Here is a 17029-nt window from a genome sequence, read left to right on the forward strand (position 1 = left end):
CTCCCGGTTCGGGTCCGGGCGGGGCTCCGGGCTCCCGGTTCGGGTCCGGGCGGGGCTCCGGGCTCCCGGTTCGGGTCCGGGCGGGGCTCCGGGCTCCCGGTTCGGGTCCGGGCGGGGCTCCGGGCTTCGGGCTTCGGTCCGGGCGGGGGCTCCGGGCTTCGGTCCGGGCTCCCGTTCGGGCGCTGGAATCCGGTGCCGGCTCCGGGTTTCGGGCCAGGGCTTCGGTTTTCGAGTCTCGGGCCGGGCTCGGGGCGGACCGGGCTCGGGGATTCCGGTCCGGTGACGCTCTCCTGACGAACCGCCGGCCCGATGCGGTGCCGGTCCCCCTGCCGGGGGACCCCTGACGCCGCCGTGTGCGCGCCACTCGCTCCCTGTCCTGCGTCGGCGCGCACACGGCGGTCTTCGCCGTGTGCGCTCCCGGGCGGCTTACCAATCCGTGGCGATGTACTTCGTCTCGGTGTACTCAAGGATGCCCTCGTGCCCGCCCTCCCGGCCGAGCCCGCTCTGCTTGACCCCGCCGAAGGGCGCTGCCGGGTCGGAGACAAGCCCTCGGTTGAGGCCGACCATCCCGCTCTCCAGGGCCCCGGCGACGGACAGCCCCCGGCGCAGATCGCGGGTGTAGACGTACGAGACCAGCCCGTACTCGGTGGCGTTGGCGAGCCGGACGGCATCAGCCTCGTCCTCGAACCGGACCAGCGGGGCCACCGGGCCGAAGATCTCCTCCGTCAGCACCGCGGAGCCGGGCGCCACTCGGTCGAGGACCGTGGGCTCGTAGTAGTGGCCGGTACGGTCCGGGGCGCGGCCACCGGTCCGCACCCGGGCGCCGCGCGCCACCGCGTCCTGGACGAGCTCCTCGACCTTGGCCAGCGCGGCGGCGTTCACCAGCGGTCCGACCTCGGTCTCCGGGTCGAGTCCCGGCCCGACCCGTAGGGCGCCCATCGCGGCGGCGAGCCGGACCGCGAACTCCTCGGCCACGGAGTCATGGACGTAGAAGCGATTGGCCGCGGTGCATGCCTCCCCGCCGTTGCGCATCTTGGCCAGCAGGGCGCCCTCGACGGCGGCGTCGAGGTCGGCATCGGCCAGGACGAGGAAGGGGGCGTTGCCACCGAGTTCCATGGAGGTGCTGAGCACCCGGTCGGCGGCGCCCCGGAGCAGTTGCCTGCCGACTTCGGTGGAACCGGTGAAGGAGAGCTTCCGTACGGCGGGGTGGTCGAGCATGGCGGTGACGACGGCCCCTGAGCGATCTGCCGGCACCACGTTGACCACGCCGGCGGGCGCTCCGGCCTCCGTCAGCAGGGCGCCGACGGCCAGCGCGGTCAACGGGGTGTCGCTGGCCGGCTTCAGGACGACGGAGCAGCCCGCGGCGAGGGCGGGGCCGATTTTGCGGGTGGCCATGGCGGCGGGGTAGTTCCAGGGGGTCACCAGGACGGCGACGCCGATGGGGGCGCGGTCGACGAGGATGCGGTAGCCACCGGCCGGGGCGTGCTGGACGGTGCCGGCGAGGCGGACGGCCTCCTCGGAGTACCAGCGGAGGAATTCGGCAGCGTAGGCGACTTCGGCGCGGGCGTCGGAGAGCGCCTTGCCGTTCTCCAGACTGATGAGCGTGGCGAGGAGTTCGGCGCGTCCGGTCATCAACTCATGGGCGCGGCGGAGTACGGCGGACCGCTCCCGGGCGGGGGTGGCGGCCCATCCGGGCAGGGCCGCGGCGGCGGCGTCCACGGCGGCGCGGGCGTCGCTCTCGGACGCGGACGCGACATCGGCGACGGCCTCCGTGGTCGCGGGGTCGTGGACGGTGATGCGGCGGGCGTCGGACGCGGGGCGCCAGACGCCGTCGACGAGGAGTTCGGTGGGGCACTGGTCCAGGGCTTCGCGCGGCTTCATCGTGCTCGCTCCTTTGCGGGCTGCTCCCTCGGCACCGGGGAAGGGCTCCCTGGCCACCTGGAAGAATTGGCTTAGCCAATTAGCCAATTCTGGCATGGTGGGTGGCATCCGGTCCATGGCCGGGCGCCGGATATGGCACAGTGACGTGGCCGCCGGGGGGACCGGCAGAGGGAGGCACGGCCGTGACAGGGACCGACGAGACCGAACGGGGCGGGGCACCGGACACGGACCGCCCCCTGGACCCCCGGCCACGGACCGGCGGGTTTGGCGACCGCCGTGCCGATGCCACGGACCGCCGGACCTCGGTCGACTCCGATGCCACGGACCGCCGGACCTCGGTCGACTCCGGTACCACCGCCCGCGCCCCCCGACGCCCGCGCACCGGGGCGCCACCCGTGGATCTGCGGCCCGCCCACCCGCTCACCGTCCAGCGGCTCTCCGACCGCGTCGCGGACCAGATCCGGGACTTCATCGTCACGGAGGACCTCGCCGAGGACACCCGGCTACCCGCCGAGCGTGAGCTGGCCGCCCGCTTCGGCACCAGCCGCCCGACCGTCAGTCAGGCCCTGCGCACCCTCTCCCTGATGGGCCTGGTCGAGATCCGGCCCGGCTCGGGCGCCTACGTCGTGCACCGTCCGGACCGGGTGATGACCGCGACCGTGGGGCTGATGCTCGACCTGGACCGGGAGTCGATCCCCCATCTGGCCCGGCTACGGCTCTGGCTGGAGACCACCGGCGTCCAGGAGGCCGTACGCGCCGCCGCCGACGGCACCGCCCCCGACCCCGCCGACGTACGGGCCGCCTTCGCGCGGCTGCGGGAGAGCGCGGGCAACGTCTCCGCCTGGATCGCCGCCGACACCGTCTTCCACGCCACGATCGTCCGCCGCTCGGGCAATCCGTTCCTCGCGTCGATCTACGAGTCGGTGCACACGGCGGTCATCCGGTACGAGTACGAGCCCTGGATCAGGTCGCAGAGCGTGCCGCCCTGGCTGGCCCCCGGGGAGGCGGAGAAGCTGCTCGCCGTCCATGAACCGATCATGGCCGCGATCGAGGCCGCCGATGAACCGGCCGCCCTGCTGGCCGTCCGCCGGCACCACGACACGGTGATGGCGAACATCGGAACCCGCTGATCCGCCTCCGCGCCGACCGGTGACCGGGCGTGCGGGACGGTCGCGGCGCGGAGTTGGGGCGATCGTGAGGCTTCGGCAAGAAAGTGGGCACCAACTGGTTACCAGTTGGTAACCGGAACTGATGTGATGATCACGCAACTCCTCCCCACCCGAGTCAGGAGTCCTCATGTCACGGTCCCCGCTCCGGCCCCTCCCCGGCGCCGCCCTCGCCACCGCACTCGCCGCCGCCCTCCTGGGCGGCACGGCGCCCACCGCGACCGCGGCGGCGGCACCCCCGCCGCTGCGGGTCCTCTCGTACAACGCCTTCCTCTTCTCCTCCACCCTCTATCCCCACTGGGGACAGGCCCACCGGGCCGCCGCGATACCCGCCGCCCCCTTCTTCCAGGGGCATGACGTCGTGGTGGTCCAGGAGGCGTTCGACAACGCCTCCTCCGACGCGCTGAAGCGGAACGCCGCCGACCGGTACCCGCACCAGACCCCCGTACTGGGCCGGAGCACCAGCGGCTGGGACGCGACGGGCGGTTCGTACTCCGCCACGACGCCCGAGGACGGCGGGGTCGCCGTCCTCAGCAAGTGGCCGATCATCCGTAAGGAGCAGTACGTCTACAAGGAGGCGTGCGGCGGGGACTGGTGGTCCAACAAGGGCTTCGTCTACGCCGTGCTCGACGTGAACGGCGTCCGGACACACGTCGTCGGCACCCACGCCCAGTCCACCGACCCCGGCTGCGCCACCGGACAGGCCGCACGGACCCGGGCCCAGCAGTTCACGGAGCTGGACGCCTTCCTGGACGCCAAGAACATCCCGGCGTCCGAGCAGGTCATGGTGGCGGGCGACCTGAACGTGGACTCGTGGACGCCGGAGTACGCGGCGATGCTCGGCGACGCCGGGCTGGTCGACGCCGACGCCCGCGCCGGGCATCCGTACTCCTTCGACACCGAGCGGAACTCGATCACCGCCGAGCGGTACCCGGGGCTGCCGAGCGAGAACCTCGACCACGTCCTGCACCGCGCGGGGCACGCCCGGCCGGCCGGCTGGACCAACGAGGTGGTCAAGGAGGAGACAGCCCCCTGGACGGTCTCCAGTTGGGGCACGCGCCACACGTACACCAACCTCTCCGACCACTACCCGGTCATCGCGTCGGGGCGGTAGTACCCCCACGGCGCGCCGGGGGGCTCTCACCTTCCTGGGCGTACCCCCGGCCACCGGTGGCACCGCACCCGGATGGCGGCGGGCGCGGTCCGGCCCGTCGGCCCCCCGCCCCACCGCCGTCCGGTGCGTCGACCCGGCTCGCGGACTCCGCCGCGCGGAACACCCACTGACGCACCGTGAGGGGCGGTCACCCGGAAGGCGGCAGGCACCCCGCCGCACCGGTGTCGACCACGTCCGGTCCACCGAGCGCCCCTCACCGGCCCGCTCCAGAGTGCTGCTCAGGCGGTCCCCCACGGGACCTCAGCACAAGGAGAAGCCCCATGAGACGCACGCTGCGCGCGCGCATCTTCCTTTCCGTACTACTCACCGTGCCCGCCGTCGGGCTGAGCACCTCCACCGCCGCGGCGGCCGAGCCGGAGCCACGGCCCGGCGTCAGCGCCTCCCCCGAGCAGTACGCCCTCGACGCCAAGCTCCAGCGCACGCTCGGCAGCCAGTCGGCCGGCTCCTATCTCGACTCCCGGACCGGCGAGCTGGTCGTCAATGTCACGGACACGGCCGCCGCGGAGAAGGTCCAGGCGGCGGGGGCCCGTGCCCAGCTCGTCAAGCGCAGCACGGACCAGCTCGAAGCGGCCATGGAGACCCTCCGGCAGCGGGCGCGGATCACCGGCACCTCCTGGGGCATCGACACCTCGACGAACCAGGTCGCCGTGGAGGCCGACGCATCGGTCTCGGAAGCCTCCATGACACTGCTGAAGACAGTGGTGTCGGAGCTGGGCGAGGCGGCGCGGATCACCCGGGTGCCCGGGGTCTTCACCAAGGAGGTCTCCGGCGGTGACGCCATCTACGGCGGCGGCTACCGCTGCTCGGCCGCCTTCAACACGGTCAAGGAGGGAGTCCGCTACTTCCTGACCGCCGGGCACTGCACCAACCTCGCGACGAGCTGGTCGACCACGAGCGGTGGTTCCGAGGTCGGCACGCGCGAGGGCACCAGCTACCCGACCAACGACTACGGCCTCATCCGGTACACCGACCTCTCGCAGCCGGAGGGCACGGTCAACCTGTACGACGGCACCTACCAGGACATCACCGCAGCCGGGGACGCGATCGTCGGCCAGGCGATCAAGAAGAGCGGCTCGACCACCAAACTGACCAGCGGCAGTGTCACCGCCGTGAACGTCACGGTGAACTACAGCGACGGACCGGTCGACCAGTTGGTACGGACGACCGCCTGCTCCGCCGGCGGCGACAGCGGCGGCGCGCACTTCTCCGGCTCGACCGCGCTGGGCATCCACTCGGGCAGCTCGGGCTGTAACGGCACCAATGGATCGGCCCTGCACCAGCCGGTGACCGAGGCGCTGGGTGTGTACGGCGTGACCGTGTACTGACGCGACCGTGTACTGACCCGCTCCGGACGGTCGGCCGGGGGCGTGCCCACGAGGAATGGGCACGCCCCCGGCGTGCTGGTCCGGGTCGGAGCCTCTCCCTCAGCACTTCTTCCCCTCACTTTTCGCGCGCCCGAGCGCCGGCCGGGCGAGGAAGGACTGTCGCGGTCGGCGACGGTCGGACCCATGCGGTTCCCGCTCACACACCCCGGGCGACGATGTCGCAACCACCTTGCCCAGTACCGGAGTTACCCGCCGCCTCGCGGTCTTTCAGCGCAGAAAAGAAAGCGCTTACCCGCACCCGACGGAGAAGCGCGACCACCCAGCGACACCACCACCTCGCAGGCGCGGCCAGACCAGAACGGAGCCACTGATGACCAGGATCAATGCAGGTCGGAATACCGGAGGGGGGTATATTGCTGAGCCGAGGGGAAGATACCCCCCTCCGGTATAGGAGATAGCTATGTCAACCCCGACCACCCCACCAAATCCACGCCGCTGGACGGCGCTCTTCCTCATCGCCCTGGCCCAGTTCACGGTCATCATGGACACGTCCATCATCGGCGTGGCCCTCCCCAAGATGCAGGTTGACCTGGGCTTCTCTCCGGAGGGCCTGTCCTGGGTGTTCAACGCCTATGTCATCGCCTTCGGCGGGCTTCTCCTGCTCGGCGGACGGCTGTCCGACCTGTTCGGCGCCAAGCGGATCTTCGTCGCCGGTTGGACCGTGATGGCCGGGGGATCCCTGGTCGCCGGCATCGCCTCCGAGGTCTGGGTCGAACTGACCGGCCGCGCCCTCCAGGGCGTCGGTGCCGCACTGATCGCCCCGGCCGCCCTGACCCTGCTGATGATGCTCTTCGGCTCCCGCCCCAAGGAGCTGACCAAGGCGCTGGCCCTCTACGGCGCCGCGGCCCCGGCCGGCGGCACCGCCGGCGTCTTCCTCGGCGGCGTCATCACCGAGTACGCGAGTTGGCCCTGGGTCTTCTACATCAACATCCCGATCGCCCTGATCGTCCTGGCCATCACCCCGGGTGTCATGCCCACGGCCCCGATTCGCCGCGGCTCCGTCGACCTCGCGGGAGCGGCCACCGTCACGCTGGGACTGGCCACCGCCGTCTACGCGATCGTCCGCGCCCCCGAAACCGGCTGGGGCTCGGCCGAGACCTGGCTCGTGCTGGTGGCCGGCGTGGCTCTGATCGCCGCGTTCATCGCCATCCAGTCCAAGCGTCGCGAGCCGCTGATGCGGCTGGGCATCTGGCGGGCCCCCAACCTGGCCGGCGCGAACATCGCACAGTTGCTGATGGCCGCGGCCTGGATCCCGATGTGGTTCTTCCTCAACCTCTACCTCCAGCAGGTCCTGGGACTGGGCGCGTTCGCCTCCGGCGCTGCCCTGCTGCCCATGACGGTCGCCATCATGATCATGATGATCGTCCTGGCACCCCGTCTGATGGCCCGCTTCGGATCCAAGCCGCTGATCGTCACCGGTCTGCTGGCCCTCGCGGCGGGCATGCTGTGGCTGTCCTTCGCCCGGGCCGACGGCAGCTTCTGGGTCGACGTCCTGCCCGCCTCCCTGCTGGCCGCGGCCGGTATGTCGCTGGCGTTCATCCCCTCCCTCGGCACCGCGCTGTCCAGCGCGCGCCCCGAGGAAGGCGGCCTGGCCTCCGGCATCGTCAACACCAGCTACCAGGTCGGCTCCGCTCTCGGACTGGCCGCGATGACGGCCGTGTCCGCGGCGTACGGCGCCCACGAGCTCGGCAACCCCGACGCACTCACCAACGGGTTCTCCGCCGCCTTCCTCGGCGCGGCGGCCCTCGCGGCGGTCGGCGCGATCGCGTCGCTGCTCACCCTGCGCACCGCCCCCGCACCCGCGCACGCGGAGGAGCGGCCCGCCAAGGCGAACGCGGTCTGACCCCCCTCCGGGCACTATCGCTCGCCGGTAACGCCTGTGTCGCCTGACAGGGAAACCCCTGCCGGGCGACACAGGGGCGTGTGCGACACCGGAACGGGAGGGCGACACCGGAACGGAAGGACTCGTGCACGCGCACCGAGCACGGCCGGCGGGGGGACCACCACGGAACTCGCCGTCGACCAGGCGGACCGCACCAAGGTGCCGGTCCCTCGCCACTGCCGCCCGACCGCTTTCACAGCGCCGGTGAGACAGCAATACTGTTGCACCGCGCGGACGATCCGCACGGGCGGTCCGCACGGGTGTGCGGGACCGGGACGAGCGGGGTACGGGAAGCGGAAGGCGAGGCGCGGCAGATGGCGACCGGGACCGACGAGCCGACGTTCACCGTCGACGAACTGGCCGCCCGCGCCGGGGTGACGGTGCGGACCGTCCGCTTCTACAGCACCCGGGGGCTGCTGCCGCCCCCGGTCATCGGCCCACGCCGGGTGGGCCGGTACGGTCCCCGCCACCTCTCCCGGCTGGCCCTCATCGAGGACCTTCAGCACCAGGGCATGACGCTCGCCGCGATCGAACGCTATCTGGACGGGCTGCCCGACGATCTGACCGCCCATGATCTCGCGCTCCACCGGGCCCTCGTCGCCTCCTGGGCCCCGGGCTCGTCCGAGGAGACGACCCGTGGTGAGTTGGCGCGCCGGGCGGGCCGGGCCTTGGACGAGGCGGACATCGACCGGCTCACGGCGATGGGCGCCCTGCGGCGCGCGGAGACTCCCGGGAGCTTCCGGACCGACCCCGGTCTGTTGCGGCTGGGCATGCAGTTGCTGGACATGCCGATCGCGTACGAGACGATCCTGGCCGCCCGCGCGGTGCTGGTGGCACACACCCGCTCGGCGGCGCACGAACTCACCCGACTCTTCCGTGACGAGGTGTGGCACCCCCACCGGGAGCGGGAGCCGGATCCGGACGAGGTGGCGGCGCTGAGGTCGCTCTCCGCACAGATGCAGCCGATGGTGGTGCAGGCCCTGGTCACCACCTTTCAGCGGTCACTGAAGGAGGAGCTGCGGGCCGCGTTCGGCACGGAGGATTCGACGGAGACGGCCCCACGAACGACGGCGGAGGCAGACGCGCCGGGGGCCGCGGACGGTGCGGCACGGGCGACGGAGTCCGGGTCGGCCGCCCCGGAACGGAAGGGTCCCGGGGCGGCCGACACCGACAGGTGACCGGTCAGCGGGCGGTCAGCACCCGGTCCACGCGACCGCACCGGTGGGTGGCGGTCGCACGGACCCGGCTCAGCGCCGCGCGGTCAGCACCATCCCGGCCCCCACCAGGTCGTTGGCACCGCGCGGGAGCCAGGCGGTGACATCGACGGTCCGGCCGTACGCGGAGATGTCCCACACGTCCGTCACCCCACCGCCGCCCGTGGGCATACCCAGCGATGTCCAGGTGCCTCCGGTGCGCCGCAGGACCGCGGGTGCCGCACCCTCGTTCTCCCGGACCAGGACCACCGGGGCAGCGCCGCTGACGGCCACCGACTGGAGCGGCCCGGTGCCCTCCGGCAGCGGCACCCGGGACCAGGTGGTCCCGTCGTAGCGCAACACCAGTCCCCGGGACACCCGGTCGGCCCCGACGGTCTCCCCGACCGCCCAGACCGCGCCGTCAGGACCGGCCGCGACACCGTTCAACCTGGCCCGTACATCACCGAGATCGGGCGCGGTGGCCTTGGTCCAGCGGACACCATCGAAGTGGAGCAGCACCGGCTTGGCCCCCGCTGAACTGAAGGTGCCGCCGACGGCCCACACGTCGTCGCGGTCCCGTACGGCGACGCTCGCCAGCGTCCAGCCGCCCGTCGGCCCCTCCCCCACGTCCGGCAGGTCGGCCTGGGTCCACCGGGTGCCGTCCCAGTGCTGGAGCTGCCCCACATGACGGGTGTCGTTCGCGCTGACGGGGACCTGGAACCAGCCGGCCGCCCACGCGTCACGCGCGGTCCGCGCGTCGACGCTGAGGAATCCCCCGCCGACACTACCGGCCGGGACGGGCGCCAGCGCGCTCGTCCACGCGTCGCCGTCCCAGCTCTGGGTGACGATGCCGGAGACGCGCTCGGGCTGGTCGCCGACCACCAGCGCGGAGCGCGGTGATGACGCGTCGATGTCGTTGAAGCGGATGTCCGCGGCCTCCGCCGCGGGCGCGGTGGCCAACTGCTTCCAGCCGGTGCCCTTCCGCTCGTCCCGCTCCCAGACCGTCGGGGCGAAGTGCCAGCGGCCGCTCTCGCGGACGAGACGCATACCCGACGCCCAGGTGGTGTGGGCGTCGAGCCGGGTGGTGCCGAGTATGGAGGCGTCGGACGGGGTCACCATCGAACTGGTCCAGGTGACCCCCCTGCCGGCCGCGGGCGAGGGGGCGGCGAACGCCTGCGTCGTACTCGCGGCCACGGTCAGGGCGGCGCACACCACGAGCACGGTGCGGACGGAACGGGGACGAACGGTGCTGGTCGCTTTCACAGAGTCAGCCTTTCGGACAGACGACGGGAAGGGACGCTCCGGACCGCTGGTACGGCCCGGCCACACGCTCCGGCAGCCGCGACGGTCCCACCGGAGGGGGTCGCGTTGTCGGTGCGGTGCGTCACCAGTGACTGTCCGACGCCGAAAGGCGGTTCCGTATTACGTGATCCAGCACGGGGCATCACGTGATCCAGCACGAGGCGCGGAGCGGGACCGGCGAACCGGTCCGGACCGGAGCCGATGGGGCCCGGGACCGGTCCGGACCCCGACCGAGCCGGACCGGGCTCACGCCGAGGCGTCGCCGAACCGCTCCCACTCCCCCCTCTCGGCCTTCGCCACCAGCGACGCCGGGGGCTCGAACCGCTCCCCGTACCGCTCCGCCAACTCACGGGCGCGCGCGACGAAGCCCGGCAGCCCGCCCTCGTACCCGTTGATGTACTGGAGCACTCCGCCGGTCCAGGCGGGGAAACCGATGCCCATGATCGAGCCGATGTTGGCGTCGGCGACCGACGTCAGGACGTTCTCCTCCAGACAGCGCACACTGTCCAGGGCCTCGGAGAACAGCATCCGCTCACGCATGTCGGTGAACGGCACATCGACGTCCGCCCGGGTGAAGTGCTCCCGCAGCCCCGGCCAGAGACCGGTCCTGGAGCCGTCCTCCCCGTACTCGTAGAAGCCCGCTCCCCCACTGCGCCCCGGGCGCCCGAACTCGTCCACCATCCGGTCGATGACGGCGTCGGCGGGGTGCTCGGTCCAGCTCCCGCCGGCCGCCTCGACCGCGCGCCGGGTCTCGTCGCGGATCCGGCGCGGCAGGGTGAGCGTCAGCTCGTCCATCAGGGAGAGCACCTTGGCCGGGTAGCCGGCCTGGGCCGCGGCCTGTTCCACCGAAGCCGGGTCGACGCCCTCGCCGACCATCGCGACACCCTCGTTGATGAACCGTCCGATGACACGGGAGGTGAAGAAACCGCGCGAGTCGTTCACCACGATCGGCGTCTTGTTGATCTGCCGCACCAGATCGAAGGCGCGGGCGAGGGCCTCGTCGCCAGTGCGTTCCCCCCTGACGATCTCGACCAGCGGCATCTTGTCGACGGGCGAGAAGAAGTGCAGCCCGACGAAGTCGGCGGGCCGCTGGACACCCTCGGCGAGCAGGGTGATCGGCAAGGTGGAGGTGTTGGAGCAGAGCAGTGCGTCCGGTGTCACGATGCCCTGGATCTCCTGGAACACCTTCTGTTTGAGGGTGGTGTCCTCGAAGACCGCTTCGATCACCGCGTCACAGCCCGCGAGGTCCGCGGGGTCGGCGGTGGCCGTGACCCGCGCCAGCACCGCGGCGCCGGCCGCTTCCGTCATACGGCCCCTGGCGACCGCCTTGGCCAGCAGTTTCTCGGAGTACGCACGCCCGCGGAGCGCCGCGTCGCCGGACACGTCCTTGAGGACGACGTCGATACCGGCACGGGCGCAGGAGTACGCGATGCCCGCGCCCATCATCCCGGCGCCGAGGACGGCGACCTTGCGGACGGGACGCCGCTCGACGCCCGGGGGCCGGCTGGCGCCCGAGTTCACCGCCTGGAGGTCGAAGAAGAACGCCTGGATCATGTTCTTGGCGGTCTGTCCGGTGACCAGTTCGGTGAAGTACCGGGCCTCGATGGTCTGGGCGGTCTCGAAGTCGACCTGGGAGCCCTCGACGGCCGCCGCGAGGATGTTGCGCGGGGCGGGGTAGGGCGCACCCCCGGTCTGCTTCCGCAGGTTGGCCGGGAAGGCGGGCAGGTTGGCGGCGAACCGGGGGCTCGCCGGGGTGCCACCGGGGATCTTGTAGCCGGGGACGTCCCACGGCTGCCGGGACTCGGGGTGCGCGTCGATATAGGCGCGCGCCCGGTCGAGCATCTCCTCGGTGGTGGCGGCCACCTCGTGGATCAGCCCGTTCTCCAGGGCGCGGGCGGGGCTGTACTGAGCGCCCTGGAGCAGCACCTTGAGCAGCGCGTCGGCGATGCCGAGCAGCCGTACGGTGCGGGTCACCCCGCCGCCGGCGGGCAGCAGCCCGAGGGTGACCTCGGGCAGTCCGATCCTGGAACCGGGGGTGTCGAGGGCGATCCGGTGGTGGCAGGCGAGGGCGATCTCGTACCCACCACCGAGCGCGGTTCCGTTGATCGCGGCCACGACGGGCCTACCGAGCGTCTCGATCCGGCGCAGCGCCCGCTTGATCTCCATCCCGGCGTCGAACGCCCGCTGGGCGTGCTCGGGGCGGAGCCTGATCAAGTCCTTCAGGTCGCCGCCGGCGAAGAACGTCTTCTTGGCGGAGGTGATGACGATGCCCCGGATGGTGTCCCGTTCGACCTCGGCCCGGTCGGCGACGGCGGCGAGGGAGTCGCGGAACCCCTGGTTCATGGTGTTGGCGGACTGCTCGGGGTCGTCGAGGACGAGGGTGACGACGCCGGTGTCGTCCTGTTCCCAGCGGATCGTGGCGCGCTCGGTCATCGTGTGGTCTCCAGGGAGGTGGTGGCGGCGGGACTTTCGCGACACGCTTCAGACACGTTCGATCACCGTCGCGATCCCCATGCCGCCGCCGACGCAGAGCGTGGCGAGTCCGTACCGCTCGTCCCGGCGCTCCAGTTCGTCGATGAGGGTGCCCAGGATCATCGCGCCGGTCGCACCGAGCGGGTGTCCCAGGGCAATGGCCCCGCCGTTGACATTGATCCGGTCCAGCGGGACGTCCAGATCGCGGGCGAAGCGCAGGACGACGCCCGCGAACGCCTCGTTGATCTCGATGAGGTCGATATCGCCGATCGTCAGTCCGGCCTTGGCCAGCGCCTTGCGGGTGGCGGGCGCGGGGCCGGTGAGCATGATGGTCGGCTCGGAGCCGGAGACGGCGGCGGAGACGATCCGGGCGCGCGGGGTGAGTCCGTACCGCTCGCCGATCTCCCGCGAGCCGACGGCGACGAGTGCGGCGCCGTCCACGATGCCGGAGGAGTTGCCCGCGTGGTGGACGTGGTCGATCGCCTCGATCCAGTGGTACTTCTGGAGGGCCACCGCGTCGAAGCCGCCCAGGTCGCCGATGCCCGCGAAGGACGGTTTGAGGGCGGCGAGGGAGTCGGCGGTGGTGCCGGGGCGCAGGTGTTCGTCGTGGTCGAGGACGGTCAGGCCGTTGCGGTCGCGGACGGGGACGACGGAGCGGGTGAAGCGGCCGTCCTTCCACGCGGCGGCGGCGCGTTCCTGGGAGAGCGCCGCGTACTCGTCCACATCGCGCCGGGTGAAGCCCTCGATGGTGGCGATGAGGTCGGCGCCGATGCCCTGGGGGACGAAGCCGACGGAGAAGTTGGTCATCGGGTCGGCGAACCAGGCGCCGCCGTCGGAGGCCATCGGCACCCGTGACATCGACTCCACGCCCCCGGCCAGCACCAGGTCCTCCCAGCCGGAACGGACCTTCATCGCCGCCATGTTGACGGCTTCCAGACCGGAGGCGCAGAAGCGGTTCTCCTGGACGCCGGCGACGCTGTCCGGCAGCCCGGCCGCGATGGCGGCGATCCGGGCGATGTCGGAGCCCTGATCGCCGACCGGGCCGACGACGCCGAGGACGATATCGTCCACGGCGGCCGGGTCGAGGCCGGGGAAGCGGGCCCGGATCTCGTGGATCAGCCCGACGACGAGATCGATCGGCTTGGTGCCGTGCAGGGCACCGTTGGCCTTGCCGCGTCCGCGCGGGGTGCGGATCGCGTCGTACACATACGCTTCGGTGCTCAAGGCGACGGCCTTCCGAGGGTGTCGAGGGTACGGAACCAGGGGGTACGGGCCGGGGGGGGTACGGGCCGGGAGTGCCAGGGGTCAGGCGCCGGCCGTACGGGACGTCATGCGCCGTCGCCGGTCAGTCCGGGCACCGCCCAGTCGCGCGCCACGGCGGCGGTGTCCGCGCCGGGCATCGCCGGACCGGTGCGGACCGCTCCGGGCGTCGCCGAGAACCGGGGCGCGGGCGCCGGCTGGGTGATGCCGCCGTGATCGACGAAGGTGGCACGGGCCGCGAGATGGGGATGCGCCGGCGCCTCGCGGAGCGAGAGAACGGGCGCCACACAGGCGTCCGAACCGTCGAAGACGGCGGTCCACTCCGCTCGGGTACGGGTCAGGAAACGGGCCGCCACGGCGGCGCGCAGCTCGTCCCAGCGGTCGAACTCCTTGCGCGCGGGCGCCTCGTCACCGAACCCGAGCAGCTCGGTGAACTCGTCGTAGAACCGCTGCTCCAGCGCTCCGACGGCCATGTACTCGCCGTCGGAGGTCTCGTAGCAGCCGTAGAAGGGGCAGCCACCGTCGAGGAGATTGGCGCCGCGCCGGTCCTGCCAGCCGCCGGCGGCCATCATGCCGTGGATCATCGTGGCGAGATGGGCCGCGCCGTCCACGATGGCCGCGTCCACCACCTGACCCGCGCCGCCCTCGCTCCGGGCGTGCTGGAGGGCGGCGAGGACTCCGATGACCAGATAGAGCGAGCCGCCCGCATAGTCACCGACGAGGTTGGCGGGGACGGTGGGCGGCTCATCGGGCTTGCCGATCATGCCGAGGGTGCCGGTGACTGCCAGATACCCGACGTCGTGCCCGGCGCGGTCGGCGAGCGGCCCCTGCTGGCCCCAGCCCGTCATCCGCCCGTACACCAGCCGGGGGTTGCGGGCCAGACAGACATCCGGTCCCACCCCGATCCGCTCCGCGACACCGGGGCGGTACCCCTCGATCAGGATGTCGGCGCGCTCGACCAGGTCGAGCACCCGGGCGGGTCCGTCGGGCGCCTTGAGGTCGATGAGCACGGAGCGCTTGTTGCGGTTGGTGAGGTCGTAAGCGGGGTCGATGGCGAGTCCGGCGCCGCCCGGCCGGTCGATCCGTACGACGTCAGCGCCGAGGTCGGCCAGGGTCATGGCGGCGAACGGGCCGGGCCCGATGCCCGCCAGCTCGACCACGCGCACCCCCGTGAGCGGGCCGTTCCGTGTCGTCGCCGCCGTCGAGGTAGCCGTCATCGAGTCCCCAGCCTTTGTATGACACAACTGATGTAACACCAGCGATGGTAAGAACGTGTTCCACCGCGCACAAGGGTTTCCCGCGAGCGGTCACCGGGATTCACCGGACCGCTGGGCCGGCCGTATCCGCGTGCGCCCCCAGCCGCGCGACCATCGCGTTACCGACGGGAACATGTCTTCTTCCTGGCGGCCGGGCGCGCTAGGGTCCACACCACGAAACCACGAAACCACGAGATCACGGAGTGGATCGTGGCGAGGCGGCGGAGGACCAGTGGACAGGCAGGACGGGACCGGTCGCGCTGAGCGCCCGTACGACATCGTGCTCTTCGGGGCGACGGGCTTCGTCGGGGCGCTCACCGCCCGGTACTTCGCGGCCCACGCGCCCGACGGCTGCCGCTGGGCCGTCGCCGGCCGCAGCCGGGCGAAGCTGGAACGGCTCCGGGAGCGCCTGGTCGCCGACCTACCCGGCCGGCCCGACCTGGTGGAACTCCCGCTGATCGAGGCGTCGGCCGACGATCCGGAGGCGCTGCGCGCGCTCGCCGGATCCACCGCCGTGGTGGCCACCACCGTCGGCCCCTATCTCTGGTACGGGGAACCACTGGTCGCCGCCTGCGCCGAGGCCGGGACCGACTATGTCGATCTCACCGGCGAGCAGGAGTTCGTGGACCTGACGTACGTACGCCATGACGCGCGGGCCCGCGAGACCGGGGCGCGGCTGGTGCACGCCTGCGGCTATGACTGCGTACCGCACGATCTGGGCGTCTACTTCACCGTCCGGCAGCTCCCCGAGGGGGTGCCGATCGACGTGGACGGATTCGTCAGCTCTAACGGCACCTTTTCGGGCGGTACCTTCGCCTCCGCGCTGAATGTGATGGGCCGGGGGCGGCAGTCCCTGCGGGCGGCACGCGAGCGCGGGCTGCATGAACCACGGCTGGTGGGTCGGCGGGCCCGGTCGCCGATCGGCGGGCCGCGGTACAGCCGGGAGACGGACTCCTGGGCCCTGCCGCTGCCGCTGCTCGACGCGCGGATCGTCGCCAAGTCGGCGCGGGCGCTGCCCCGGTACGGACCGGACTTCCGCTACCGGCACTACGCGGCGGTCCGGACGCTGCCGATGGCGCTCGGCGGGGCGGCGGCCGTGGGCGCGCTGTTGGGGCTGGCCCAGGTGCCGGCCGCCCGCCGCTGGTTCTCGGAGCTGCGCAAACCGGGCGAGGGGCCCGATGAGGCGCGCCGGGCGCGGAGCTGGTTCTCGTCGCGGTTCGTGGGCGAGGGCGGCGGCCGGACGGTGTACACGGAGGTGTCGGGCGGGGATCCGGGCTACGACGAGACGGCGAAGATCCTCGCCGAGTCGGCGATGTGCTTGGCGTTCGACGCACTGCCGGAGACCTCCGGTCAGGTGACGTCGGTGGTCGCGATGGGGGACGCGCTGCTGGCACGGCTCCAGGAGGCGGGCATCCGCTTCCGGGTGGCCGCGCGACGGTAGCCCCTGAAGAATCCCGAGGATCCCGGGCCCCTGGGCCCCCGGCGCGCGACCGTCCCGGACAGCACCTGGGTCTCCGGGCTCAACCCGCGGTGACCTTGGCCACGAAGGCGTCCAGATTGCCGGACATGCGCGCGACGCGCTCGTCCAACGTCAGCGACTCCTTGTACTGCCCAGTGCGCAGCACCGGCTGCCGCTTACCCCGCAGATAGAGGGAACAGCCGAGGTCCGCGCAGAGATAGACACCGACGGTGTTGCCCTCCCGGCCCCGGGCGCCCGCCAAGGGGGCGGCGAGCAGGGTGACTCCGGAGGAGGCGTGCCCCGTCAGACAGATCTGGCAGAGGCTGGACTTCACCGCGCTGGTGCGGTTCACGGCGGGCACCCGCAGGGAGATCCCGAGCGGGCCCGCCGCCCGGGGCAGCACGAGATGTGCCCGCAGCGGCGCTCCCGGATCCACCCACCCCAGGAAGTCCAGGTCCTCCCAGGGCAGGTCGGCGAAGTCGAGCGGCAGCCGAAGCCGCGTCGCCTCGCCCTTGGTGCAGTTCACGAAGGACGAGCGGATCTGTTTCTCACTGAGCGGTTCCACGGCGGCGACTGTATGCGCCGTACCGAGCGGCCCG

Annotated in this window: 11 protein-coding genes and 1 pseudogene; 6 read left to right on the plus strand and 6 right to left on the minus strand. The window is 72.2% G+C overall.

Going from position 1 to position 17029, the window contains the following annotated elements; translation table 11 throughout:
- Nucleotides 1-426 precede the first annotated feature (426 nt).
- Nucleotides 427-1881, minus strand: a complete 1455-nt coding sequence (locus ACH4S7_RS14900) for an NAD-dependent succinate-semialdehyde dehydrogenase (protein WP_398521561.1) — start codon at nt 1879-1881, stop codon at nt 427-429.
- Between the two features lie 182 nt (nt 1882-2063).
- On the opposite strand from ACH4S7_RS14900, the gene ACH4S7_RS14905 reads away from it, so the two are divergent.
- The 5 genes and pseudogenes from ACH4S7_RS14905 to ACH4S7_RS14925 all read left to right on the plus strand — a co-directional run.
- Nucleotides 2064-3011 (plus strand): FadR/GntR family transcriptional regulator, encoded by a 948-nt coding sequence (locus tag ACH4S7_RS14905; RefSeq protein WP_398521562.1) that lies wholly within the window; start codon nt 2064-2066, stop codon nt 3009-3011.
- A 166-nt stretch (nt 3012-3177) separates the two neighbouring features.
- Nucleotides 3178-4161, plus strand: coding sequence for a sphingomyelin phosphodiesterase (sph, locus tag ACH4S7_RS14910; protein WP_398521563.1), 984 nt, complete (start codon nt 3178-3180; stop codon nt 4159-4161).
- Nucleotides 4162-4481: 320 nt separating this feature from the next.
- The gene (locus ACH4S7_RS14915) at nt 4482-5546 is read left to right on the plus strand and encodes a S1 family peptidase (RefSeq protein WP_398521564.1); all 1065 of its coding nucleotides are present in this window, start codon (nt 4482-4484) and stop codon (nt 5544-5546) included.
- A gap of 460 nt (nt 5547-6006) precedes the next feature.
- Nucleotides 6007-7449, plus strand: a complete 1443-nt coding sequence (locus tag ACH4S7_RS14920; RefSeq protein ID WP_398521565.1) for an MFS transporter — start codon at nt 6007-6009, stop codon at nt 7447-7449.
- Nucleotides 7450-7802: 353 nt separating this feature from the next.
- Nucleotides 7803-8528: pseudogene (locus ACH4S7_RS14925) on the plus strand (MerR family transcriptional regulator); the annotation flags it as partial.
- Between the two features lie 207 nt (nt 8529-8735).
- Here the strand turns inward: ACH4S7_RS14925 and ACH4S7_RS14930 are convergent.
- The 4 genes from ACH4S7_RS14930 to ACH4S7_RS14945 all read right to left on the minus strand — a co-directional run bounded on the left by ACH4S7_RS14930 (nt 8736) and on the right by ACH4S7_RS14945 (nt 14932).
- The gene (locus ACH4S7_RS14930) at nt 8736-9944 is read right to left on the minus strand and encodes a hypothetical protein (protein WP_398521566.1); all 1209 of its coding nucleotides are present in this window, start codon (nt 9942-9944) and stop codon (nt 8736-8738) included.
- Between the two features lie 285 nt (nt 9945-10229).
- Nucleotides 10230-12416, minus strand: coding sequence for a 3-hydroxyacyl-CoA dehydrogenase NAD-binding domain-containing protein (locus ACH4S7_RS14935; RefSeq protein ID WP_398521567.1), 2187 nt, complete (start codon nt 12414-12416; stop codon nt 10230-10232).
- A 48-nt stretch (nt 12417-12464) separates the two neighbouring features.
- Nucleotides 12465-13679, minus strand: coding sequence for an acetyl-CoA C-acetyltransferase (locus ACH4S7_RS14940; RefSeq protein WP_398521568.1), 1215 nt, complete (start codon nt 13677-13679; stop codon nt 12465-12467).
- Between the two features lie 104 nt (nt 13680-13783).
- On the minus strand, nt 13784-14932 hold the full coding sequence (locus ACH4S7_RS14945) for a CaiB/BaiF CoA transferase family protein (RefSeq protein WP_398521569.1): 1149 nt from the start codon (nt 14930-14932) through the stop codon (nt 13784-13786).
- Nucleotides 14933-15203: 271 nt separating this feature from the next.
- On the opposite strand from ACH4S7_RS14945, the gene ACH4S7_RS14950 reads away from it, so the two are divergent.
- Nucleotides 15204-16412: a saccharopine dehydrogenase family protein gene (locus ACH4S7_RS14950; RefSeq protein ID WP_398521570.1), complete on the plus strand. Its 1209-nt coding sequence runs from the start codon at nt 15204-15206 to the stop codon at nt 16410-16412.
- 79 nt (nt 16413-16491) lie between these two features.
- Here the strand turns inward: ACH4S7_RS14950 and ACH4S7_RS14955 are convergent, their stop codons facing one another.
- The gene (locus tag ACH4S7_RS14955) at nt 16492-16995 is read right to left on the minus strand and encodes an FBP domain-containing protein (RefSeq protein ID WP_398521571.1); all 504 of its coding nucleotides are present in this window, start codon (nt 16993-16995) and stop codon (nt 16492-16494) included.
- Nucleotides 16996-17029: the final 34 nt, after the last annotated feature.

Source organism: Streptomyces sp. NPDC020965 (assembly GCF_044333555.1).
Lineage (GTDB): Bacteria > Actinomycetota > Actinomycetes > Streptomycetales > Streptomycetaceae > Streptomyces.